General features: G+C 40.6%; 22 protein-coding genes. 9 read left to right on the top strand and 13 right to left on the bottom strand.

The annotated features are described in order from the left end of the window. Positions 1-302 precede the first annotated feature (302 nt). From AS141_RS04265 to AS141_RS04275, 3 genes are all read left to right on the top strand, one after another. Positions 303-1,451 (top strand): Gfo/Idh/MocA family protein, encoded by a 1,149-nt coding sequence (locus AS141_RS04265; protein WP_057936397.1) that lies wholly within the window; start codon positions 303-305, stop codon positions 1,449-1,451. Positions 1,452-1,579: 128 nt separating this feature from the next. Beyond that, positions 1,580-2,089, top strand: a complete 510-nt coding sequence (locus AS141_RS04270) for a DUF2911 domain-containing protein (RefSeq protein ID WP_082632178.1) — start codon at positions 1,580-1,582, stop codon at positions 2,087-2,089. Between the two features lie 327 nt (positions 2,090-2,416). Then, on the top strand, positions 2,417-2,803 hold the full coding sequence (locus AS141_RS04275; RefSeq protein WP_057936399.1) for a hypothetical protein: 387 nt from the start codon (positions 2,417-2,419) through the stop codon (positions 2,801-2,803). 260 nt (positions 2,804-3,063) lie between these two features. Here the strand turns inward: AS141_RS04275 and AS141_RS04280 are convergent, their stop codons facing one another. The 8 genes from AS141_RS04280 to AS141_RS04320 form a co-directional block, all read right to left on the bottom strand. Beyond that, on the bottom strand, positions 3,064-4,281 hold the full coding sequence (locus AS141_RS04280; RefSeq protein WP_232424812.1) for a glycoside hydrolase family 18 protein: 1,218 nt from the start codon (positions 4,279-4,281) through the stop codon (positions 3,064-3,066). 197 nt (positions 4,282-4,478) lie between these two features. Further along, on the bottom strand, positions 4,479-5,492 hold the full coding sequence (gene araD1, locus AS141_RS04285; RefSeq protein WP_057936400.1) for an AraD1 family protein: 1,014 nt from the start codon (positions 5,490-5,492) through the stop codon (positions 4,479-4,481). A gap of 52 nt (positions 5,493-5,544) precedes the next feature. Next, positions 5,545-6,609, bottom strand: coding sequence for a family 43 glycosylhydrolase (locus AS141_RS04290; protein ID WP_232424813.1), 1,065 nt, complete (start codon positions 6,607-6,609; stop codon positions 5,545-5,547). Between the two features lie 54 nt (positions 6,610-6,663). After that, on the bottom strand, positions 6,664-7,512 hold the full coding sequence (locus AS141_RS04295; protein WP_057936401.1) for an alpha/beta hydrolase: 849 nt from the start codon (positions 7,510-7,512) through the stop codon (positions 6,664-6,666). Positions 7,513-8,488: 976 nt separating this feature from the next. After that, the gene (locus tag AS141_RS04305; RefSeq protein WP_232424814.1) at positions 8,489-9,568 is read right to left on the bottom strand and encodes a fatty acid desaturase family protein; all 1,080 of its coding nucleotides are present in this window, start codon (positions 9,566-9,568) and stop codon (positions 8,489-8,491) included. A gap of 72 nt (positions 9,569-9,640) precedes the next feature. Further along, positions 9,641-9,790, bottom strand: a complete 150-nt coding sequence (locus tag AS141_RS26800; protein WP_198293493.1) for a hypothetical protein — start codon at positions 9,788-9,790, stop codon at positions 9,641-9,643. Positions 9,791-9,913: 123 nt separating this feature from the next. Next, positions 9,914-10,264, bottom strand: coding sequence for a cupin domain-containing protein (locus tag AS141_RS04315; RefSeq protein ID WP_057936404.1), 351 nt, complete (start codon positions 10,262-10,264; stop codon positions 9,914-9,916). A gap of 406 nt (positions 10,265-10,670) precedes the next feature. Beyond that, positions 10,671-11,231, bottom strand: coding sequence for a helix-turn-helix domain-containing protein (locus AS141_RS04320; protein ID WP_057936751.1), 561 nt, complete (start codon positions 11,229-11,231; stop codon positions 10,671-10,673). A 657-nt stretch (positions 11,232-11,888) separates the two neighbouring features. On the opposite strand from AS141_RS04320, the gene AS141_RS27015 reads away from it, so the two are divergent. Both AS141_RS27015 and hrpB read left to right on the top strand, forming a co-directional pair. Beyond that, a complete protein-coding gene (locus tag AS141_RS27015) occupies positions 11,889-12,086 on the top strand; it encodes a hypothetical protein (RefSeq protein WP_232424815.1) in 198 nt (65 codons plus the stop codon). 559 nt (positions 12,087-12,645) lie between these two features. Then, a complete protein-coding gene (hrpB, locus tag AS141_RS04330; RefSeq protein WP_057936405.1) occupies positions 12,646-15,132 on the top strand; it encodes an ATP-dependent helicase HrpB in 2,487 nt (828 codons plus the stop codon). On the opposite strand, the gene AS141_RS04335 is transcribed toward hrpB, so the two are convergent. Both AS141_RS04335 and AS141_RS04340 read right to left on the bottom strand, forming a co-directional pair. Beyond that, a complete protein-coding gene (locus tag AS141_RS04335) occupies positions 15,129-15,755 on the bottom strand; it encodes a hypothetical protein (protein ID WP_057936406.1) in 627 nt (208 codons plus the stop codon). The two genes, hrpB and AS141_RS04335, sit on opposite strands and share 4 nt — an antisense overlap. Positions 15,756-15,807: 52 nt before the next feature. Continuing rightward, the gene (locus AS141_RS04340) at positions 15,808-16,335 is read right to left on the bottom strand and encodes a HEAT repeat domain-containing protein (RefSeq protein WP_057936407.1); all 528 of its coding nucleotides are present in this window, start codon (positions 16,333-16,335) and stop codon (positions 15,808-15,810) included. Positions 16,336-16,383: 48 nt separating this feature from the next. On the opposite strand from AS141_RS04340, the gene AS141_RS04345 reads away from it, so the two are divergent. Continuing rightward, the gene (locus AS141_RS04345) at positions 16,384-17,100 is read left to right on the top strand and encodes a hypothetical protein (protein ID WP_057936408.1); all 717 of its coding nucleotides are present in this window, start codon (positions 16,384-16,386) and stop codon (positions 17,098-17,100) included. A gap of 285 nt (positions 17,101-17,385) precedes the next feature. After that, positions 17,386-18,000 carry a DUF4230 domain-containing protein gene (locus AS141_RS04350; RefSeq protein WP_057936409.1) on the top strand — a complete coding sequence of 205 codons (615 nt, stop codon included), beginning with the start codon at positions 17,386-17,388 and terminating at the stop codon, positions 17,998-18,000. A 186-nt stretch (positions 18,001-18,186) separates the two neighbouring features. Here the strand turns inward: AS141_RS04350 and AS141_RS04355 are convergent, their stop codons facing one another. Together AS141_RS04355 and AS141_RS04360 are read right to left on the bottom strand one after the other, a co-directional pair. Beyond that, on the bottom strand, positions 18,187-18,567 hold the full coding sequence (locus AS141_RS04355; RefSeq protein WP_057936410.1) for a TM2 domain-containing protein: 381 nt from the start codon (positions 18,565-18,567) through the stop codon (positions 18,187-18,189). Then, positions 18,560-18,865 carry a DUF2752 domain-containing protein gene (locus AS141_RS04360; protein ID WP_057936411.1) on the bottom strand — a complete coding sequence of 102 codons (306 nt, stop codon included), beginning with the start codon at positions 18,863-18,865 and terminating at the stop codon, positions 18,560-18,562. Before AS141_RS04360 ends, AS141_RS04355 begins: the two co-directional genes overlap by 8 nt. Before the next feature lie 259 nt (positions 18,866-19,124). On the opposite strand from AS141_RS04360, the gene AS141_RS04365 reads away from it, so the two are divergent. Then, positions 19,125-20,003, top strand: a complete 879-nt coding sequence (locus tag AS141_RS04365) for a TolB-like translocation protein (RefSeq protein ID WP_057936412.1) — start codon at positions 19,125-19,127, stop codon at positions 20,001-20,003. A gap of 36 nt (positions 20,004-20,039) precedes the next feature. Next, positions 20,040-20,924: an SMP-30/gluconolactonase/LRE family protein gene (locus AS141_RS04370; RefSeq protein WP_232424816.1), complete on the top strand. Its 885-nt coding sequence runs from the start codon at positions 20,040-20,042 to the stop codon at positions 20,922-20,924. A gap of 176 nt (positions 20,925-21,100) precedes the next feature. Here AS141_RS04370 and AS141_RS04375 read toward each other — a convergent pair whose 3' ends face one another. Further along, entirely contained in the window at positions 21,101-22,459 is a 1,359-nt protein-coding gene (locus AS141_RS04375; RefSeq protein WP_057936414.1) for a hypothetical protein, read from the bottom strand. Positions 22,460-22,469 lie beyond the last annotated feature (10 nt).

The following is a 22,469-nucleotide window of genomic DNA, read 5'->3' on the forward strand; positions in this document are numbered from 1 at the left end:
ATACCATTCTGATTTTCCTCTTCTTTTCAGAAGACAACTAACAAGGAAATCACCTCTAAAGTATGGGAATGTTTTGAGGCATTTTTCCTAATTTGACATTTGAAAATCAACGGATATTCACTTTTGTATAAATAATAGAATAGACTCAACCAAGAAACACTAAGCTTGAACACCGACTTTCCCCTGCCTGCCAGACAGGAAGGTCCTATCGGTCATCTAATCCAGGGTAAAGTTGAAAATATATTATTTTGTACTACAGGATAACCTTATTAAGAAATCAATTATAAACAACCTAAAAACCTATGTCTCAGACTATCAAAGCTGCTATCGTGGGAACCGGATTTATCGGCCCAGCACATTTAGAAGCACTTAGAAGAATCCCTAACATCGAGGTAACTGGCCTTGTAGAAGTAAACCAGGAAGTGGCGGATGCCAAAGCTGCAGAGCTTGGAATTGCAAATGCTTACACTTTTGAAAATATGCTGAAGGATGACAGCATAGATGTAGTACACATTTGCACACCTAACTTTCTTCATTTCCCACAGGCAAAGGCATGTATGCTTGCCGGCAAACATGTGGTGTGTGAAAAGCCTCTTGCTATGACAATAGAAGAAGCGGAAGAACTTGTGGCCGTTGCGAGAGAAACCGGATTGATAAACGCTGTCCACTTCAATCTTCGCTATTATCCTATGGTTCGCCAAATGAGGGTGATGCGTCAAAAAGGTGAATTGGGAGATGTGTATTCGGTAATGGGATCGTACTTACAAGATTGGCTTATTCATAAAACTGATTATAGCTGGAGATTGGACCCTAAGCAGTCAGGGGGATCAAGAGTGGTGGCCGATATCGGTTCCCACCTACTCGACATGACCGAATATGTGACTGGATTGAAAGTCACAGCAGTGATGGCTGATTTTTCCATTGTTCACCCTACCCGACTCAAGCCATTGAAAGCAGTGGAATCTTTCTCAGGCAAAGCACTTGATCCATCAGACTATGAGGAATATAAAGTAACTTCTGAAGATTACGCTACTATCATGCTACGCTTTGACAATGGACGCACGGGGTCTATCGTCGTAAGTCAGGTAAATGCAGGACGTAAAAACCGTCTGAACATCGAGGTCTCAGGTTCGAAGTGCAATTTTGAATTCAACGCTGAAAAGCCGAACGAACTATGGATCGGTAAAAGAGATTCTGCCAATTCTATATTGATGAAGGATCCTGCCTTGGTAGACGAAGGGGCGCGATCGTTGGTAAGCTTTCCAGGAGGCCACCAAGAAGGTTTCCCGGATACTTCCAAGCAGCTATTCAAGGAAGTTTATGCAGCTATAAGAGAAGGTAAGCAGCCTGAGTCCCCTACTTTCCCTACTTTCGCTGACGGCTTGAGAGAGTTGATCATCGGTGAGGCAATTGTAGAAAGTAATGCCAAAGAAGCTTGGGTGAAGATTTAACAGTTGGCAGTTGCAGCTGGTTGACAGTTGGCAAAAAAATTAAGCACTATCTTCCCACTGATTACTGATCACTGGTAGCTCTTTTGATAAAAAGTCGTATTTTGATGTCAAATCTAAAACCAATAACAATGAACTTTAAAAAGAGCCTTTTAGCCTTTGCCCTACTTGCTTTTGTAGGCTTTGCGGCTAATGCACAAGAGAAAGCTAGTCCAGCCAAAACCGCCGAAGGGACGGTAGGCGATGCTAAGATCACCATCAATTACAGTAGCCCAGCAGTAAAAGGTAGGGTGATCTGGGGTGACCTGGTTCCTTTCGGAGAAGTATGGAGAGCAGGTGCCAATGAAGCAACTACCTTCACTACGAGCAAGGACATCATGGTGCAGGGTAAGAAACTTCCTGCAGGAACTTACGGTTTTTTCATTATTCCAAGCGAATCAGGGCAATCTACTTTCATCTTCAACAAAGTTGCCAAGCAATGGGGAGCTTTTGATTATGATTCAAGCCAGGATGTATTGAGGGTAGATGTTCCTTCCGGAGATAACTCCTCCATGGAAGAGCGTCTAGTGTATGAAGTCAATCCAGATAGTTTTGAAATCAGATGGGAGCATGGAAAAGCATCAGCGACGTTGAGTAATTGATCAAATTAAGAAAATGCTTTAAAGCCACAGGGATTGATCCTTGTGGCTTTTTTTAAGTAATTCAATTTTAAATGTCCCTTCAGAAATGGATCTAAAAGTCGCTTGTAGACATGATTTTTCTTTTAACTAAAATTCTTTACAATAGGTTGGCATCCCCTATTATTAAGTATTATTTCATTCTAATTCTATTTCTCTTCAAATGCAGAAGCTTTTTACTATTCTTTTATTGAACTTGTTAGTTACTTTTCAAGGCTTTTCTCAGTCAAGTCTCTGGAACAGACAAGCTACAAAGGAAGGAACCTTTATGGTTGGCGCAGGCCCACCTATGTGGGAGGTACAGCAAAAGCAGGTGTTTTTCTTAAGAACAATATATTGGTTGGTGCATCCGTTGAAGTCCATGATTTGTTCTCTATGCGCAAAGAAGCAGGGCTCTTTGCAAGAAAATATATCAACAGCAACCGCTTCATGGTTTATATACAACCAGGTCTTTCTTACGGTACATTTAAAAGTAACAATTTTGATATAGATGCAAGCACAGAGAATCAAGAACTCACAGCATTAAAACTTAACTTCTCGGCGGGTTCGGAAATACGCATTTCGGAAATGATCAGCTTTGAGGGAGAAGCCGGCATAGGAAGAGTCATGTCTGCTAATTGGTGGGCTCCAAGCATCCGTACGTCAATTAATTTTCGAATTAAGAGTAGCAAGAGATAAAATGTATCTGGTTCCCCAATAGACTATATATTTAAGAAATTCTGCAACATGAGTTTTCCGCAATGATTTCAACAGCTATATTCTCTTTGGTTTATGGGAGGAAAGACCGAAGATCGAAGTGATATAAATACGAAAGGTTCCCAGATCCAACATGAATTTTACTGTATGATTCTAACTCGAGAGAAATTGAATGAGGTGATTAGAAAGAGTAAATTGTAATTGTCCGTTATTTTAAATGGCGATACGACGGTTGGAATACGTTATTCCTGCGCTGCTGTTTTGTAAATCGCATCCAGCAAACTTCCCTCTTCTTTAGTATCATTGCCCAGTTCCCAAAACATGATTCCCCCTATTCCCTTTTCCATCGCATACCTGGTTTTGCGTGCGAGAGAAACTGTGTCATCGTAGGAGACAAAGAGACTATCGGAGGAATTATACAGGTAAGGAGCCTCGGCTTTTTCATCCCAATATCGCTGGAAACTAGAATCAGTCTCATATTTCCCGCGAATCTGATGGTAGGCCATCCAACCGATATGAAGTCCACTGCTCAGTTGGAACAATCCGTTATTTGTTGGAGGAACTCCTTTCCAAACCCTACCATAAAAGGCTCCCCCGATCACGATCTGCTTTGGATCCACTCCTTCCTTGATCAGGAAATCAACAATTTTTTGGGCGGATCGCGGATCAGGGTCAGGATTTTCCCCTGATTGGTATAGGCTATCCAAATGAGCCTGGAATGGTGTGCCTTGAATGTCTTCACTTTGCATAGCACCCAGGGGCGTATGATGCCCTGTGTAAATCGATACTCCGGAGACTTGATCATAGGTCATTACATTGGTGTAATCAGCGTATTTCATTACCTCGTTCAATTCTATAAAATCATAGTAACGTTTCCATCCTGCAGATGCAAAGGTCAGTATCTTGCGCGAATCAAACGTATCCAGCATTTCCCGTAAGCCTTTCATAAGTGCTGTGAAGTTTTGAGTATCCTCTGTCCGGGCCACTGTCCCTGCTCCTGATATACCGGGATATTCCCAGTCCATATCCATTCCATCAAGTTGGTATTGCTTGATAAATTCGCCTGCACTTTGAATAAATTTTCTACGGCTCTCTTCAGTAAGCGCCATATCCGAAAATCCATCTGCTCCCCATCCCCCACATGCAATCATCACTTTCAGATTTGGATTGCGTTTTTTCTGTTTTACCAGGGCCTCCAACTTAGGCCCCGCTGACTCAGGATTTTTGAATTTCATCTCACCATCAATCACGTTTGTGAATGAATAAATAATATGAGTCAGCTTTTCTACAGGAATTTCTTCGGGCTTAAAATTTCGCTCTGCTACGTAATAAGCCATGATTACAGGGGCTGAACTTCGCGCTTTTTCAGATTCATGGAACCTGTCTTTCGCTATAGAAGTACAGCCCAATGCAAAAGCAAGAACTAGGAGTTTGGTAACTAGTACAGTTTTAGGTTTCAAGGGATAGTCTGTTTTTTCTTTGATGATTATTTTCTGAAATAAATTTTACTTTATCTAAATTTTAGATCAAGATAAGCAAAGTAACTTAAATATGGGCATCTAGACAGTAGTGACTTCTGTAAACTATAAATCAGATAGTCCCGAACCACAAACCGCATCATATTTACCAGTCCCCCAATTATTGACTATGTTTTTTGTTACAATTGTCTAATGACGGGAGGCTCTTGTTCTTTTGGATCCAATACTTTTACAAAATTCTCCAATGCCCGTCCCATCCCTTTCCACTCCACAGTCATTTTATCCCCGTCTTCCAGGATGACTTTATTGCCAAAACTGAAGGCATCGGCACCAAAAAAATGAACATGTGCCTGAAGGGGGATGCGATGGGAATCGTATTTGAAATGATGAAATTCCAGATTTGCCAAGTTATGGCACATGTTCTTCTGACCCGTATTAATTTCAGAACTCCATACCTGCTGACCATTTCGGGAGATAGTAACTTCACCTGAATAGCTTTCAAAATCCGCATCAATTACTACTTCAGGGCCAATAGCACAAGTTCTGATTTTTGATGGGGCCAGGTAGAGGTAATTGGTTTTTTCCATAATATGGTCTGAAAATTCATTCCCGGTACTCAGGCCTATTCTCCAAGGCTGTCCAGTTTTATCTATTATATAGAGCCCGGCAATCTCCGGCTCCTCCCCGCCGTCATTGGCATAGTAAGGTATGGTGAGCGATTGTCTATGAGCTCTCAACACAGCTCCATTTCCTTTATAAAACCACTCTGGCTGAACTCCCGTTTCTCCTGAAGCTGGAGCTCCGCCCCTCACTCCCATTTCATACATTTTCAGACTATCTGTAGGCTTCTCTTCCTGATTCCCATGCATCATTTGTCTATTCAGAGCACTATTATGATGCGTCAGTCCGGTTCCTGATACCATGCAAAGAAAGGGAGAATCAGGATGGTCAAATGAAGGAAGCAGCTTCCATTCGCTTTTGGCTTCATATACGGAAGTGTAATCCAGCGTCTCTTCCGACAAGCTATCCATGATCAATTTCTTTAGCTTTTGAGCATTTTCCAAAGCATATAAGGCAAGTTCATAGATAGATCCAAATCCTTTTAAAAACACCAATTCTGGCTCTTGCACCATAGCGATGCTTCGTCCATAGGTGGGATGGGTTAATTGTACAAGTCTTGTTTTATTTTCCATGGGTAGGTTGATTATTTATTTAGATTTAAGGTTATTAAAGGTGAAAAGATTATTAAAACTTTAGTGATGGCCAGCCATTTTCATCCCATTGCATTTCTTCGATGACAAGCTTTGAGCGGCCTTCATCTTCTTTGTCATATCCATGTGCTACAAAAAAAGTCTTTCCATCAAAATCATAAACAGCGCAATGCCCAACTCCTGCATAGTTATCCGTTGCTCCAGCGATCAATTCCCCACCTCCTGCGTACATTGCAGTTCCGCTCTTATCCAAATAAGGACCGCGAACATCTTTAGATCTTCCCACTATTGTTTTATAAGTACTTTCCAATCCACGGCAGCAATAATCTGTAGAGGCGAATAAGTAATAATAACCATCTCTTTGATAGATAAATGGTGCTTCAATAGCACCATTTCCTCCATTCGTGTCAGGTCTCCCAAATGTACGTTCCTGCTGGGCAATCCCATACCATTCTTGCGGCTCCGCAAGAGACTTCATATCCGGAGCAAGTTTCACCAATTTTAATCCGCCCCAAAAGGATCCAAAAGACAACCAACCTATAGTTTCTCCGGAATCCTCCTTTGTAAAGATAACATTGGCATCAATTGCATTCCAGAAATCTCTCCCGGGAATAGATTGGACGATCATTCCCTGATCCTCCCATTTGTAATCTGGGCTGTCCTGATGTAGGGTCTTATTGGTCATGACACCAATAGCAGAAGTGTTTTTCCCAAATGCAGAAGGTGAATAATACAGGTAGTACAATCCATTATAATATTGGATATCAGGAGCCCAAAAACCGCCTCTGTACCCGGGTACAATATCATCGGTCACCCACTCCAACTCTCTAGGGGCCGGCTCGATCCTGGTCCAATTTTCCATATCCGGACTCTTGGCAATTCCTCCATGGGTCATAAATAGATAGTAAAGACTATCCTGCTTGATCATGACAGGATCATGGGCAATAAGTCCTCTGGAATCATCAGGGGTTCTACGTTGGGCATTGGCACTTTGAAAGCAAAATGCTGACGCACAGGCAAAAATAAAGATTCGAAACCAACTTAGTGAAGAAGGGATTTCTAGTATAGTGGTTGGTTTATCAATGTACATATTAGTCATTTGGGTGTTTTGTCAATTAATTAATTAAGATTATTAATTATCCTTCAAATTAAATTAGGGCTTCAGGTACTTGTCAAGGAATTCTGCGATTGCAGGGTCTGTTACTTTGAGCTGGCTGGAGTAAGCTATATCGTGCCCTCCTTCCACTTCCAGGTACTTTATTTCCGCACCGGCTTCTTTCATTTTGTCCACAAAATCACGGGTTAGTCCAGGCTTCACTACAGGATCTTCTGTACCTTGTATCAGAAACATCGGTGGGTGCTCAGCAGCTATATAACCGATTGGCCACCACACCGTTTTTGCCATTGGCACCTGGCGGCCTAGCTCAGTTGGAGGTGATCCGGCTACCACTACATTGACATGGCTGGAGAACTGACTATAGCTACCGTCTCCTTCCAGGCCATCCTCTTTAGAAGTCATCCCGAGCATCAGCGCTAGATGAGCTCCAGCGGAATGTCCATAGGTTCCGATCCGCTCTGGGTCTACCCGAAGCTCCCCTGCATGGGCACGAAGCCATCTAACAGCATTTTTTACATCTTCAATACAGGCAGGGAAAGTGGCTTCCCCAGTAAGTCTATAGTCAACATTTATGGTCACATAGCCTTTTTCCGCATAGCCGACCATCATTTTCTGATATACATCCACAGATTTAGACCCGCCAGCCCAGCCTCCGCCATGAACTATAACTAAGGCAGGCCGAAGTTCCGAACCGAAGTTTGATGGCATTGCTAAGTCTAATTTCCAGGTTTCACTTCCCCCTTCCCGGTAAGGGATATCTTTAGTGATACTTATTGTAGGATACGATGAAAGTAAATCGATTTCACCGGAAGAATTTTGAGCTTGTGATTCAATTATTACTGTCAGCAAAATCAGAACTAATAGCTTTAGATAATTCTTTAACATGGTTATTATAGGTTTGGGATTAGGTAAATAAAACAGTGTATAACTTGATCAAATTTGTTTTCCAAGTAGTACGGTACTGAAAAGCTATTTCGCAATACACCACTACGAGTTGATAAATGTTAGTTAGTGGCTCAAAAACTCAAGTAATGTTTAAACAGCACAGTTCAATAGCAGTCATTTAGTGAACTATGACTATTTCTGGTTTACTAGAAGGGGTATGGGTTGCCTGAGCATAGTATACTCATACCCATTCACATAGGTCTATCCATCAGGGGTTGTAAGCGGATCGGAAGCAAAAATTTATACTTGAAAAATACTTCCAAGTGTAAATGCTTGGAAATAGATGTAAACGTCCTTTCCTTTTCATTGGATTATCCAGGGTTTAAAGTTTAGCTGGTCAAAATCTGATACTTGCAGGAACTGAATTGGCAATGCAATTCCATCAGCGGGTCCAGATTGAACTTATCCTATTGACAAGCTTTCAGACAAACCGGCAAGTACCTTTGATAAAAAGATTGGGATTACTAAAATTTAACCCTCCATAAGAACCAAGATTTTATGAAGGTTTCGAATTGCAAATGCACTACTATGTTTCTAAATTAACTTTTTATTTGAAAACAAAAGAAGGATATCATTTAAAATTTTTGGATTTCATAGTCCAACCAGGATTGCATAACAATTTCCTTTACGGAAATCACCTATGGAAGTAAAAAATATCAGAATCCAGTTCTTTCGTGAATAAATAGTGCTTCTAGTGCTTCCACATGCTGCTATTTTTACCATTATTGTGGACTCAGCCAATGAAACCATAGCAGGAGTTAGTTTTGAAGTTTCAAGCTTCCTGAAAAAAGGACCAAAGGATACTTCCAATTATTCTTCCCAGAGGAAGCATGGGAATACTAGAGGTAATACAATCCATTGCAATTCTCAATATCCGGAGTCCACCTCCCCGGTTTTAAAAATTAGTATGCAACCTCTAAGCTTTACCCAATTGATAGAGCATCTTGATATGATCCCTGATCGCAATAAAAAAGGAGTCTTTCACTAAGTAGGGAATTTTGAACTCTGAGGCAGTTTTGGAAACAATTCCAGAAAGCTTCCTATAATGAATATGCGAAATATTCGGAAACAAATGGTGTTCTATCTGAAAATTCAACCCTCCTATTAGCCAAGAAAATATACGGCTATTTGGAGAATAATTACTTGTGGTGGCCATCTGATGAATTGTCCAATTCTGCTCAATTTCTCCTTTGGAATCAGGCTTAATAAATGTTGTATCAGGCATAATATGGGCGGTCTGAAACACAATGCTAATGCAAATACCCGTCACGAAATGCATACTCAAAAATGCAAGAATGATAATCCATGCTGGTAACGGAACCATTACAAGTGGCAACACCAAAGCGTATGAATAATAAAAAACCTTCCAGGCTATAATACTTCTGAGGGTTTTCGAAAATTCCTTCTTTTTACTAAAAAATCCCATCTTCTTGTATCGACAGACTCGCACAAAATCCTTCATTGTTATCCATGATATTGTGGAAAGTCCATAAAATACCCAGATGTAAAGAAATTGAAAACGATGGATCCAATACCGTTTGGCATGGGGAGAAAACCGTAGAAAAAAAGGAGCGTTAATATCGTCATCCGCTTGGTCTATGTTGGTATAGGAATGATGTAGAACATTATGTTGAACCTTCCATACGCGGGCATTTGCTCCAATCAGGTTCATAGTATATCCAATATATTTGTTCAAGGTTTTGTTTTTGGAATAAGATCCATGGATTGCATCATGCATGACTCCCATACCTACCCCGGCCATTCCAAGTCCGCTGCATATATATAATATAAAAAGTAATAGCATACTGTTAACCGCCCCAGTATTTATGACTATAAGCGGAAAGAAGAAAGCACATAACATAAATACAGTCTTGAATATCATTTTTTTATTTCCGTATATGTTTTTGCTATTCATTTTAAAATATTTATTTACTCTTTCTCTCAGAACTTTAGAGAATTCTCCATTTTTATCCTTTGAGAACTTTAAATTTTTCATAATTATTATAATTGTAATGATTGTTCAAACATAGGTGCTAATTTCTTACGTTTTCATAGCTCTTGTCTACATTTAATAAGTCTGTAACTCTTCAAACAGAACTTTCAGTTCTTCCCTTGTTTTATTTAACTTAACTGAAAGGCGGTCCAACATTTTCTCCTGTTGCTCCTCCTTAAATTCAAAATCACTATCAAGTAGATTAGAAAATCTCCTTTTAAGCATGATTTTTTGTTCTCTCCAACTTCTGGTAATGGTCACTATGGATTTATTTAATGAGTTCAAAATACTTTTATTTCACATCCAATAAGCTGTAATTAACTTAACTCCTTTAATGGGTTATAAAGATTAGATACTCACATCTTCATAGCCGCTTTTAATGATGGTAGAAAGCATTTTAAAACGTATAATCGCCTTTATGCTATTTTTAACATTTGCCGGAATTATCATAATCTGTCCAGCTTCCATCCGGATCGACTTTTCTTCAATATGCACTTCTGCTTCTCCCTCAACTATCTGAATCAAATTGTCAAAAGGAGATGATTTTGAATGCATTATCTCACCGGAATCAAATGATACTATCGTAACATTCCCACTACTTTTTCTAAGGATAGATTTCATCACCACTGAACCTGAGATGTAATCAACTGCATCAATCAATGGATAAATTACGGATTCTTCAAATTCTATCTGTTCCATTGACAATTTTTGGTATGACTATGAGCTCCTGGCTAATCTTTTGCTATATGAATTAATACCTGAAAAACTCCAGATTTATTCTTAAGACAAAGTTGCTAATAATTAAGTGAAACTTTCTTACACTTCAATTTGTATAATTTACATAAATCACACATTTTTTGACAAATACCGATTCATCAGTGAAAAAAAGTAATCTGCTTATGATTTTGGGACTGAGATATGCCTAGATATCAAATTAGTAGAAAGAAAATGAAAGAATCAAAAGATAGCTGATTTTAAGTTTATAGGTTTTACCCTGAAAGCTGATATACCTCTCATTATACAATACATAACTACAAAACCAGTGATTCTTAAACTAAGTCAAAAGCGTATAAAAATCGGAATTTGCGCTTCATTTTAATCTTTATCAAAAATCTTCCAAATTCTTCTTACGCTTATTCTTGAGTTGCTTATAAAATGTGGGTGTGAGACCCGTTATCTTTTTGAATTGATTTGATAGATGAGCCACACTGCTATAATGCAACTTATAGGATATTTCTGTGAGGCTCAATTCATCATAAATCAATAGTTCTTTAACCCGTTCAATTTTGTGGATAATAATAAATTGTTGGATGGTCATCCCCTTCACTTCTGAAAAGACATTAGCTAAGTAGGTGTAGTCATATCCTAATTTATCGCTGATATACTCCGAATAATTGACTTTTGGTAATTCTTCGGAGTAATGGATCATCTCAATAATGATATTTTTAATTTTCTCAATAATTATACTTTTTTTATCATCAAGGAGGATCAAGCCCGATTTCTTGAGGCTCTCCTTTAAAAGCTTCCTTTGCCCAGTGTTGATCTTTCCAGGGAATTCGACCATTCCAAGCTCAACAATCGGATGATCCACTCCCAATTTATGAAGCTCTTGTTTAACCAGCAGTTTACATCGCAAACTGACCATGTATTTGATATAAAGTTTCATTGTAGAGATGAGATTGATTAATATCAACAAACCATGCGCCATGGTTAACAAACTACAGCAGTTTACTAATTCAGCGCCTTTTTTTTGGAAATCTTAATGAATTCTTACCGATTTCTGCTGGTGATTAGACCTTCTCACAAACTTTGCTCACGGGAGAAGTTAAAGAAAACTGCTAATAATGCACATTTAAATAAGCTACATTTGTTGACCCGACAGCTTAACTATCCGCACGAAAGTCTATAGACAGGAATTAGTACTGCCTATAGCCAGTACAATGTCTACGAACATAAAAAATAAAACGTTTCTCTTCATTCTTAGCGCAGTCCTGGGTTTAACAAACCATGTTTTTGCTATTAATCCAGATAGGGAATACATCCTGACCCTGACTCAGTTGCCTGGAATTATGAACAATTGGAAATTACTACTGAAGGTCACTTCAAGTTGAATTCATGGGTTTATGAGGCTAATAAGGAAAATAATAAAGACACAGTCCTAATTTTGGCATATCCTGATGCTGGCAATATGTCCTATTTTGTGTATCATTCAGCTATTCTTGCTCATGAAGGTTATACAGTGATTACATTTGATTACAGAGGATTCTGAAAGAGTGACGATTTAGAAATTCAGCGGGAATACGTTTACCACAACGAATTCTCGTTGGATCTCGACGCAGTCGTGTCTACCGTTTCCAAAAAATTCAGTGATAAAAAAATTGGAATCTGGGGAATGTCTATGGGCACAACCATTACCTCCAGAGCGTACCCCTCAATAAAAGATAAAATTGATTTCATCATCGTTGAAGGGTTTGTGACTGATGTTATGGCAATTGTGGATCGCTATGAGAAACTTAACTAAGAAATCCTGCTTCCCGAAAAAACCAAACTTTACCAAAGTGCTGTTCAGTCCATTGATGTTCCGATTCTGATTTTAACAGCTTCAGACGATACAACCACCACCGATGGCGATGCACTGGCACTTCAGGCTAAACTTGGTAAAAATTACAATGTGGTTCAATATCCCGGGGATCACCTTGCAGGGTTTCAGGTTGATTATGAAAATAAAGGATTCGGCGGATGGTACTTGGAGCAGATTGATCGTTTTTTGGATTAGGTAAATTACTTTATTGATCGCATGCGGTTGGACGATTTACTCAATTGAGGTTATGGTCTGTGGTACAAAGGTTATGATTGAAGCATGTCAAAGTACCCCACAAGTAAAAAACTTGAGTTTATTTTTTACCCTTCTCAAAAGCACCTGCTCTAAGTATACTTCTTTATTTCATTAGTAGGCAAAAGTCTCGAATCCTCTAATGCAGCAGTCCTATGGCCTGCACTTTTCAAGTAATCGTCATTACTAACTCGTATATACCCTTCGCAATTCCCTTTCTGCCCAAGAAACCCTATTTTTGCATCGCATGCTTCAAGATTTCAATCCACTTTCCTTTGATCTCCCTGTAGCGGAGATAATTCCACAGGTTAAAGCCCAACTTTCCAAAGTTAATTCGCTGATAATCCAAGCGCCACCGGGTGCGGGAAAGAGTACCTTACTTCCCCTGACGTTGCTGGATGAACCCTGGTTGGCCGGAAAAAAGATCATTATCTTGGAGCCCAGGCGGTTAGCGACTAAAACCATTGCCCAGCGCATGGCATCCATGACACGTACCAAGTTGGGTGATCTGATCGGCTATAGAATCCGTTTTGAATCGGCTATTTCTGCCAAAACAAGACTGGAAGTGATCACTGAGGGAATTTTAACCCGTATGCTTCATTCGGACAATGGACTAGAAGATGTGGGCTTGGTGATCTTCGATGAGTTTCACGAGCGAAACCTGCATTCCGAGGTAGCTCTGGCGCTTTGTCGTGAGGTGCAGCAAGTGCTAAGGCCAGATCTGAGAATTTTGCTGATGTCTGCGACGATAGATGCAAAAGTGCTTTCGGGATTACTGAAATCAACGGTGATTGAGAGTAAAGGCAGACAATACCCTGTGGAAGTGAATTACATCAATGAAGTGGACGAATATGCAATAGGCGAAGATGCTGCTAGGCAGATTATCCCTTTGACCAAAGTTCATACCGGTGATTTTCTGGTTTTCCTTCCCGGACAGGGAGAGATTCGCAAAGCACAGGAGGTTTTAAGAAAGGCTTTGCCTGATGATCTGATCCTGCCTCTCTATGGACAACTCTCACCTACAGATCAGAATAGGGCGATCATGCCCCACCCATCTGGAAAAAGAAAAATTGTACTTTCTACGGATATAGCTGAAACATCCCTGACCATTGAGGGAGTGGCAGTGGTAGTCGATTCAGGCTTCGCCAAATCATCCAGATTCGATCCCAGATCCGGACTTTCTAGGCTGGTGTTGCATAGAATCAGTAAGGATTCTGCGGATCAAAGAAGTGGTCGTGCCGGACGGTTGACCGCTGGTCATAGCTATCGACTTTGGACTAAGGCCATTGAAAACCAACTCCATGAATACCGCACGCCAGAACTGATGGAAGCAGATCTAACTGGTTTGGTACTGGACATGAAAGCCTGGGGCAAGCAGGATATTCGCGCTATGACCTGGCTTACTCCACCCCCTGCAGGCAGCTTGGCTTTGGCAGAAAAGACATTGGAATCCATAGAAGCTATCCAGGATGGAAAACTGACTCCACATGGCAAGGAAGTGCATCAGCTTCCTACGCACCCACGTATTGCCCATATGCTAATCAATGCCGAAGCAATTGATCAACTGGGTTTGGCTACTGACATCGCAGCGATTTTGGATGAACGTGATCCGCTTGGTCCTGATGCAGGCGTGGATTTGAATCTGAGGATTGAAGCACTGCGAAGATTCCGAAAACAGAACATGGGCATTCCCGGGATAAAGAAAATAGAAAAGATGGCAGACTCCTATCGCAGGATGTTTTCCATTCCGCCAGATAATGGTCCGGTAGATCCTTGGCAGACTGGTTTGCTCCTTGCCTATGCATATCCTGAGCGGATCGCGGCAGCAAGGCCTGGGAATAACGCCCAGTTTCAGTTGGCTAACGGAAAAATAGCACAGATTGGGCACAAGGATGATCTCGCACACGAATCATGGCTTGCCGTTGCCCACCTGGATGCCCGGGAAGGGATGGGGAAAATATGGATGGCTGCCCCTATTAATCCGAAGGATTTGGCTCCCATGCTAAAGACTAAAGAGGTGTTGAAATGGGATAGAAAGAAAGGTGGTCTTCAGGCACATTCTGAGATTCGGATTGGATCCATAATTCTGGGAACCAGGCCACTGGAAAAGTATCTGCCAGGAGATGTAAGGGAAGCGATTTTGCAGGCCATCCGTGAGGAAGGTGAGCATTTATTGGATTTCAATGAAGAAGTGGAGCAGTTGATTTTGCGCGTGGAATCTCTGAAACGATGGAATCCGGGTCAGAATTGGCCTGATTGGTCCAACGCAACGCTTTGCGGGAAACCTGAAACCTGGATTGCCCCATATCTGGAAGGAATACAGAAAAACGATGATTTCAAAAAGTTAAACATCAGTCAGATATTGTTGCACTCACTTGATTTTGAGCTGCAAAATGAATTGGAAAAGCTTGCTCCTCCTGCCATTGAAGTTCCATCAGGAAGCAAAATCAAGCTTGAATATAGAAAAGAGGATATACCATTGCTTGCGGTAAGATTACAGGAGTTGTTTGGGTTGCTGGAAACTCCCACCGTAAATAATGGGAAAGTAAATGTGCTGATTGAAATGCTTTCTCCGGGATACAAACCCGTACAACTTACCCAGGACCTCAAAAGCTTTTGGAAAAATGGCTATTTTGAAGTGAAGAAAGAATTGAAAAGACGCTATCCCAAGCATGAGTGGCCTGAGAATCCCCAGCAAGCAAAAGCCATCAGTGGCGTTAAAAGACGGTTTTAGGCTATATTTAGATGATCTAAATAGTCAATAAATTGTAGAAATGCAGCGATAGTAAACGGGGTCATTTGCTCATAATTCATCTGAGCGAGAAATCCATTCCGCAAAAATTGATAATCACCAGGATTGTACAATTTACTTAAAGCGGTGGACCGAAACGCTGTGTAAACCAAGTTTTCTGACTCAAGTGGATTAGTGGTAGATTTTAAAATTTCCTTTTCCAATCCACTCGGCTGGATCATTTGATCCAGCCATGAAAATCCAGTCTTCATAAAATAATTTTCTACCTGACTGACCACACTGGAAAGATCTTCCTTATTTGTAACTATAAACTTTTCTGGGAAATCACTCCCCAGTTTGTCCAAAGGCTGAACCAGTGTCAATGAATTTTCCGCATAATGTTGGGGGGTCGGAAGATAGGAATGGATCAATTCTTCCACTTCATTAATTCGTACTCCAAAAAAATATTCCAAATGATTTGCTTCGGGGGCTTCTGAAAAATGGATGAAAACTACTTGCTTTCCATGGGGAAATACCTTCTCAAACAACATTTTTGAACTCTGAAGAACAAATCCTTTGTCGATGAAGAACCTCTCATGCAAACCAACAACATCCAATTTTCTCACGACTAACTACATTTTATTGTACAATTGCAACGCAACAATCGGGCAACAGTATCTAGTTTTCTGAAAATAATTCTCTGATTTCATTCAAAATCGGTTCTACTTCCTGTTTTTTTAATGTTAGACTCCCTTCATCTTCTGGATTATGGAGGTAATGATTCCAGTGCTTCTCAGCTTTGCGAAGTGTTCGCGGGGTCATATCAAATTCCACTTCATCCAGATACATCTTGGCCAGTGTCTGTGCTTTGAAATTCCCGAAGAGAAAAACACGAAAGATATCCACAAAGCGCAGGCCCAAGTCGAACTCCTCCAAAATCTGAACAAATGCGCCTTGATGAGAACGGTTTTTTCTATCATTGATTGCATCAAAAATCGCATCCAATGATTCTTCATTAAACTCAGACTGCGAAAGTGCCCTGCAAGCCAGGTATGCAACTTCCCAATTATCCCCTTTCACTAGTTCGATCACCTTGTCTCTTCCGTTTTCATCCAGAAGTTTTCCCAGTTTATCTGCAAAATAAAAAGCTTCCTTTTCATTTGGATCACTCATGCGCCTGATCAAGCCTTGGATTTCCTCGTCCATGATTTTTCGGTTTATTTGTGCAAATATAATTGAAAAGCTTCCCCCGCTATGATTTCCGGCAATCCAAAGTTAATTAGTCCAGCAACGTACCAGTCGATTCTGGAGATCAGCAAAAAGATGGGATTACCGGGCACTTTTGAAGGGACCAAACATCAATGGGTAATCTCTGAGAAGGATCCCTGGCTTGCCCGGGTTTTCCTTCCGTGGAATGCGACACCTGATAACTCCGGTAATTTATCTTTAAAAGATGATTTCCACCTGGCATTGGTAATGATCCGGGCGGGAATAGCAGTCACGGGGTATTTTCACAATGGGGAAATGCTGGATCATAAGGTTTTTCGTGCTTATATGGTTCGCCAAAAGCAAGGTAAAAGCCAAATCAAATACTTAAAGACCAAAGGAAAATCCCGGGCAGGTTCCAGGCTTAGGTTAGGAGAATCCGAGCGTTTCTTTGAGCAAATCAATGAACGCTTGCAACGGTATGCAGCTGATTATCCTATTACAACATGGGGAATCAGCTGTGGCAAAACACTTTGGCCATACTTCTTTGACAGTACTACTCCCCCACCATTCTCCAAGAAGCAAGTGAATCTTCGTTCCATACCGTTCCATGTGCAACAGCCGGATTTTGATACATTACAAGCTGTACACAAAAAATTGAACGGAATTCATTTATTGCTTTCTGACGAAGGGCGAAGGAAATTTGAAACTATAGCGGTATCAGTAGATTCAAAACCAGAGCAACTTGACCAAGATGATTGGTAGTCGGTCCCGGTTATTGGATTTTTAATTTTGGATTACAAGGAAGTCTTCTGCGATTTTCTTTTCTATTATCTTTCCAAAGATAAACTTACCTGTATTGTTGAAATTGTATCAGACTGTCCGTTATAGCCGACTCTAGGTAGAGCAAGTCTATATTCCTGATCAATAATTCGGGATCTTTGTGAAGAGTTATAGTATTTCATTTATTGATGCTATCCCAATAGTAAATCTTTGCCCTGGCATTTTGCGTAGTTTGCCTTAGTTTTCATCTTTACTTACGCCACTACCATGAAAAGATTTTTCTTTGGATTTATCGTAGCACTTTTAGTGATGGGAAGCATTTGGTTTTTCACCAGCAGAAAAGATAGCCGTGAGGAGCTCAATGCCAGCTCGACCATGATCCAGCAACAAATCCAGCAAGTAGGGAAATTAATAGTCACCGAAGCGTACTACTCTCAGGTTTTCACATATCGTAATTCACAAAAACTGTTTCTAAGTCTTGTCAGCGCAGACAAAAAGGCCATAATTGTGGCAAAAGCAAAAGCAACTGTGGAATATGATCTTAGAAAACTGGAGACAGAGATTAATCCGGAAACCAAGACAGTTACTATCACCAAAATCCCAGACCCCATCCTGAATTTATATCCTGAGTTCGAATATTATGATGTGAGCCAGGATTACTTGAATCAGTTTGAAGCCAAGGATTACAACAAAATCAAAAATAGCATTACAGATCAACTCCGGAAAAAAATTGAGGATTCAGCGTTGAGAGATGAGGCACATGAACGTCTGGTGAGTGAACTCCTAAACATCTACATCCTAACAAAATCCCTAGGCTGGACATTGAAATATGAGGAAATCATACTAGAAGATCCAGCACAAATGGAGAATTTATCACGATAACAGAAGTAAAAATTACTTTTGTGGTCTCCGCATTTACGCGCTGAATTCGGTTTCAGGAGAAATTTTATGCTTATCCATAAACAATGAAGATCCGAGATAATTTAAGGTTCTGTGTTATAAGGATTTAAAAATAGCTTTAAGAGAAAAAGCCGGGATTTTCCGGCTTTTTCAACAATGAAGTTATAATCATACACTCGTCTTAGTGACATCTCCAGGATAGCTTGCATTTAGCATGTTCATGGTCTCGTGTGCTACTTTGATATTGTATTCATAGGCCAGGCTCTTGTAATTGACCAAGTCAACTATGGTTCCGATAAAACAAAGCCCGATAGTCAAAATGTATAGGATACCTAAGCCTATCTGCCCTAGAATAAACCTGTGCAATCCTGCGAAGCCAAAAAAACCAAGCAGCGTCAAGATCAAGATCATTTGAGAGTCCTTTCTTCTGGCACGGTAAACCTGCGCGAAAAGAGATGCCTGATCTTCGTCCATGTTTTTCATTAAGCCCTGGATGTAGCCCAGTTCCATTCCTTCCAATTCTGGAAGGTGTCTTAGTACATTAGCCATAATTGTGTGTTGTTTTTAAGTTTTTAATAAGTTGCCAAATTCTAGAAATAATAACCACATAGGCCAATAAAGCCAGTGGATGCATGTGCCAGGAATCCTGAAATTCTCCCCTTGCAAGAAGACTCATTGATCTTCCTAACCCACATCCAGGACACCATTCAAATCCCAGTTGACTCAGTGGACAGAGACTTAAGTGACTGTCCCCATGAGGATCCAGAAGAAGAATTGCTACCAAGCTTCCGAGCCAAAAGATCAGCTCTAGCGGCAGGGTTGCTATCCGTTGGATTATTTCTTTCATGTTCTGTCTAAATACGAAAAAGGTGCCATACGCCAAACATAGCCTAAAACAGGGAATTTCGCAGGTTATGCTAATTAGATGCAAAGGAAATGAACAAAAATATGTTCATAAATGGACAGTTTTTTACATGTTTATCCAAAAATTCTTCACTACCAACCGAATTGGAAGTGAAAGATAAACGATATAAATCCTACTTGGCATCACGGACTTTTCAAATCGTATCATTTTTGTATTTTGCCTGCTCAATCAGCTTTACCCAATGAATTTTAAGTTCCTTTTTCTATACTTTCCCCTACTGATTATCTCTCATTCTGGGTTTACCCAAGCAGACACTGATCTATGGGTCATTGAGACCTCCGGAAAAGGGAGTCGTCTTAACCTCAATACAGCGACGGCCAAACCCTTGACTAACCGTCCGGAATATGATAATCAGCCAAGCTTTATAAACGAGTATCAACTCGTGTTCTCCGCTGCTGATGAAAATGGAAACCATGATATTATAGTCTATAATTTTGAGTCAGATAAATTCACAAATCTTTCTAAAACTTCTGACCGCAGCGAATTTTCGCCCAGCATCACTGATTGCGGAATGTACATTGCAGCGGTAGTAATGGAGGAAGACAAAAAGCAAAGAATCTGGCTTTATCCTACCAGTTTTGAACCGGCAGAGCTTTTATATGATGATATTGAGCCAGTAGGATATTACGATTGGTATGACAACAAAGCTGCTATGTTTGTCCTGGGCACACCAAATAGATTGATTTATGTCCACGGACGCAATGAGATTTTGGACATTGATACAGCCACAGCCAGATCCATCAATAAACGTCCAAAAACATCTGAAATCACCTACCTGACCGAAGTATCTCCAGAAAAATCAGGCATTATCCAAAGCTATGATATTGAATCAGGTAAAAGGAAAGCGTACTTTGAAGGTCTGAAAGGTGCTCAGGACTTTATCTGGATCGACAAAAACCATTTAATGATGGCTTCTGGAAATGAAGTATTTATCAGGAAATATTCAAGTCCAGAGTGGAGGTCACTAGGGAAAGTAAAATCAGACACCCATCAAAATATTACCAGAATGGCTTATAGCGAAGATCTAAATGTACTTGTGGTCGCTATGGATAGACTCTAATCAAATACTATGAACCTTATTAAATCAACCCTCTTAATGGCTGCGTTAATCGGCAGCCCCCAGGTATTTTCACAAGAAATAGAAGACAAAAAAGGAATCATCGAAAAAAATGCTGATCTGGTCAAAGTCCAGGATGGATTTTCCTTCACCGAAGGACCGGCTGTCAATAGATTTGGGGATGTATTTTTCACTGATCAGCCGAACAACCGCATTCACAAATGGAATGCTTTATCAAATGAAGTAAGCGTGTTCAAAGAAGATGCAGGAAGATCAAACGGAATGTATTTTATGCTAGACGGTACATTGGTCGCCTGTGCTGACAACCAAAATGAACTTTGGGCTTTTGACACAGATGGAAATCATGAGGTATGGATCACAGCATTCAAAGGCAAAAAACTAAATGGTCCGAACGATTTGTGGATACGACCCAAAGGTGGGATTTACTTTACCGACCCACTATATCCACGACCTTACTGGGAGCGTAGCAAGGAATCAGAACAGGAAGGACAGAATGTATATTATCTTTCTGCAGACAGAACTGAGCTATTTAAGGTGACCGATGATCTGGTCCAGCCCAACGGCATCGTAGGAACCCCGGACAGCAAGTATCTTTTCGTATCCGATATAAAAGCTAAAAAGACCTATAAATACGAAATCAGAGAAGATGGCTATCTGATCAATAAAGAACTTTTCTGTGAGATGGGATCAGATGGGATGACCATCGATGAACGGGGAAATGTTTATCTGACGGGAGATGGCGTAACTGTATTTGATCGAAAGGGTGAACAAATTGCTCATATCCCAGTTCCAGCTGGATGGACAGCGAATGTGGTTTTTGGGGCGCTTGATAGAAAAACGCTATTTATTACTGCTTCTGATGCTGTCTACACATTGAAAATGAAAACCCGGGGTGTTTGGTAAGTCTTGATTAAAAATAATAAAGTGGTAAAAAGGATATGAAAAATCTGTGAAAACCACCGGGATAAACCCAGAAAAAATCCTGGAGAAGAAACATGTATAGTGCTTCTTCTCCAGGATTTATAGAGTAAGACCCTCTTCTCTTGAAGAGGAAGACATTGAGGGTAGATTTTTTGTAATTAGAATACCCCTATAAAGTGACTTCCAGCAACGTTTTCCAGTTGAGCACCTTTGGTCACCTCAGCTGTTTGGGTGTCTATCACGTAGATGTTTCCGTTTTTCCCTACAGGAGCCTGGGTAAGGTAAATATCCGTTCCGTCCACTACAAAGCCTTGGTACTGGAACAAGTAAAAATCTGCCTCGTAAGGAATTTCATCAAGTCTTACAGCTGTTTTGGCATTTAGGTCGGCCAAAGCAAAGAACCCCTGGGCACCTGCCACTCCTTCCTCAGACCCGTCATGACGATATGCGATTACTGCTTTTCCGTTTGCAGCAGGTCTCCAAGCAAGAATATAAGCGCCTTCCACACCCAAAGCATCGTCTAGATTGAACACATACGAATCGTCATACTGGTTGTTTGAACCAATTTTTAGGATATGCGAACCGTTGGGATCACCCTGGTTGGCCTGATAAACACTTCCCTGGTATTCAAAAGCATTGATACTACGGTAACCATTTGTATTTCCTTGCCCCACCATAGAGGTAATAACTGTGGGATTTAATAACGAAGGATAATCTAATACAATAGTTTTAGCGCCTAAAATTTCCCCTTCCCGATCGGTTTCAACCGTAGCAGGGTCAACTTTACTAAGACGTGCTCCAATGTATAATTTATCTCCGGCGGCATTTAAAGTCGGCATGTCAATTCTAGAAATATAATAGCCGTTTGCTTCTTCCTCTTCACTTAAAGGCACAATGCTTTCTTGGAACTCTACGATTGTAGAATTCACTAAATCTAAAGTTACTACACCCATAGTGGCCTCTGTGCGGAGGTAGGTATCATCTGATGTATCTTCTGGTGTACCTTTATTATCAAATTTATGCTCTGTGGATACATATACAGCAGCTCCAGTTTTGTCCCCATCAAACAATTTAATCCATCTTGGGGCAGATCCAACATAGGGTGCAATACTTACCGCAGTACCTGTAGGTGTGAAATTCTGTCCACCTGCAACAGTGTATTTGGTATAATTTCCTCCCGTATCCCCTGCATAGCTAATGTTGAATATGGTGTTGCCATCTTCAGAAGACTGCAACCTGGCTGTTCTATTTGAAGGTGCTATGAATCCATTTTCAAATGGTGCGATTGATACCGTAGGATCTTTGGCTTCCGCACTGCTTAGCGAGTAAATTAACGTTCCCCCGTTTCCATCGCCGGGATTATCTCCCATTTTTGCTGCCGCCACGGTAATCCACCTGCTTTCTTCTACCGGATCCGGAGTTGGATTCGGATCTGGGTCTTCAGAACATGCTGCCATTAGCCCACCTGCTAAAATCATGGCAGTCAGTTTTTGGAAATTTATAAATGTTTGTTTCATCAGATAGTTA

This window comes from Algoriphagus resistens, from assembly GCF_001442615.1.
GTDB classification, from domain to species: Bacteria; Bacteroidota; Bacteroidia; order Cytophagales; family Cyclobacteriaceae; genus Algoriphagus; species Algoriphagus resistens.

Excerpts from the sequence above, each read along its gene's own strand:
- AS141_RS04265 (WP_057936397.1), top strand. The coding sequence starts at position 303 with ATGTCTCAGACTATCAAAGCTGCTATCGTGGGAACCGGATTTATCGGC.
- AS141_RS04270 (WP_082632178.1), top strand. The coding sequence starts at position 1,580 with ATGAACTTTAAAAAGAGCCTTTTAGCCTTTGCCCTACTTGCTTTTGTA.
- araD1 (WP_057936400.1), bottom strand. The coding sequence starts at position 5,492 with ATGGAAAATAAAACAAGACTTGTACAATTAACCCATCCCACCTATGGA.
- AS141_RS04290 (WP_232424813.1), bottom strand. The coding sequence starts at position 6,609 with ATGACTAATATGTACATTGATAAACCAACCACTATACTAGAAATCCCT.
- AS141_RS04295 (WP_057936401.1), bottom strand. The coding sequence starts at position 7,512 with ATGTTAAAGAATTATCTAAAGCTATTAGTTCTGATTTTGCTGACAGTA.
- AS141_RS04305 (WP_232424814.1), bottom strand. The coding sequence starts at position 9,568 with ATGAAAAATTTAAAGTTCTCAAAGGATAAAAATGGAGAATTCTCTAAA.
- AS141_RS26800 (WP_198293493.1), bottom strand. The coding sequence starts at position 9,790 with ATGCTTAAAAGGAGATTTTCTAATCTACTTGATAGTGATTTTGAATTT.
- AS141_RS04315 (WP_057936404.1), bottom strand. The coding sequence starts at position 10,264 with ATGGAACAGATAGAATTTGAAGAATCCGTAATTTATCCATTGATTGAT.
- AS141_RS04320 (WP_057936751.1), bottom strand. The coding sequence starts at position 11,231 with ATGAAACTTTATATCAAATACATGGTCAGTTTGCGATGTAAACTGCTG.
- hrpB (WP_057936405.1), top strand. The coding sequence starts at position 12,646 with ATGCTTCAAGATTTCAATCCACTTTCCTTTGATCTCCCTGTAGCGGAG.
- AS141_RS04340 (WP_057936407.1), bottom strand. The coding sequence starts at position 16,335 with ATGGACGAGGAAATCCAAGGCTTGATCAGGCGCATGAGTGATCCAAAT.
- AS141_RS04345 (WP_057936408.1), top strand. The coding sequence starts at position 16,384 with ATGATTTCCGGCAATCCAAAGTTAATTAGTCCAGCAACGTACCAGTCG.
- AS141_RS04350 (WP_057936409.1), top strand. The coding sequence starts at position 17,386 with ATGAAAAGATTTTTCTTTGGATTTATCGTAGCACTTTTAGTGATGGGA.
- AS141_RS04355 (WP_057936410.1), bottom strand. The coding sequence starts at position 18,567 with ATGGCTAATGTACTAAGACACCTTCCAGAATTGGAAGGAATGGAACTG.
- AS141_RS04360 (WP_057936411.1), bottom strand. The coding sequence starts at position 18,865 with ATGAAAGAAATAATCCAACGGATAGCAACCCTGCCGCTAGAGCTGATC.
- AS141_RS04365 (WP_057936412.1), top strand. The coding sequence starts at position 19,125 with ATGAATTTTAAGTTCCTTTTTCTATACTTTCCCCTACTGATTATCTCT.
- AS141_RS04370 (WP_232424816.1), top strand. The coding sequence starts at position 20,040 with ATGGCTGCGTTAATCGGCAGCCCCCAGGTATTTTCACAAGAAATAGAA.
- AS141_RS04375 (WP_057936414.1), bottom strand. The coding sequence starts at position 22,459 with ATGAAACAAACATTTATAAATTTCCAAAAACTGACTGCCATGATTTTA.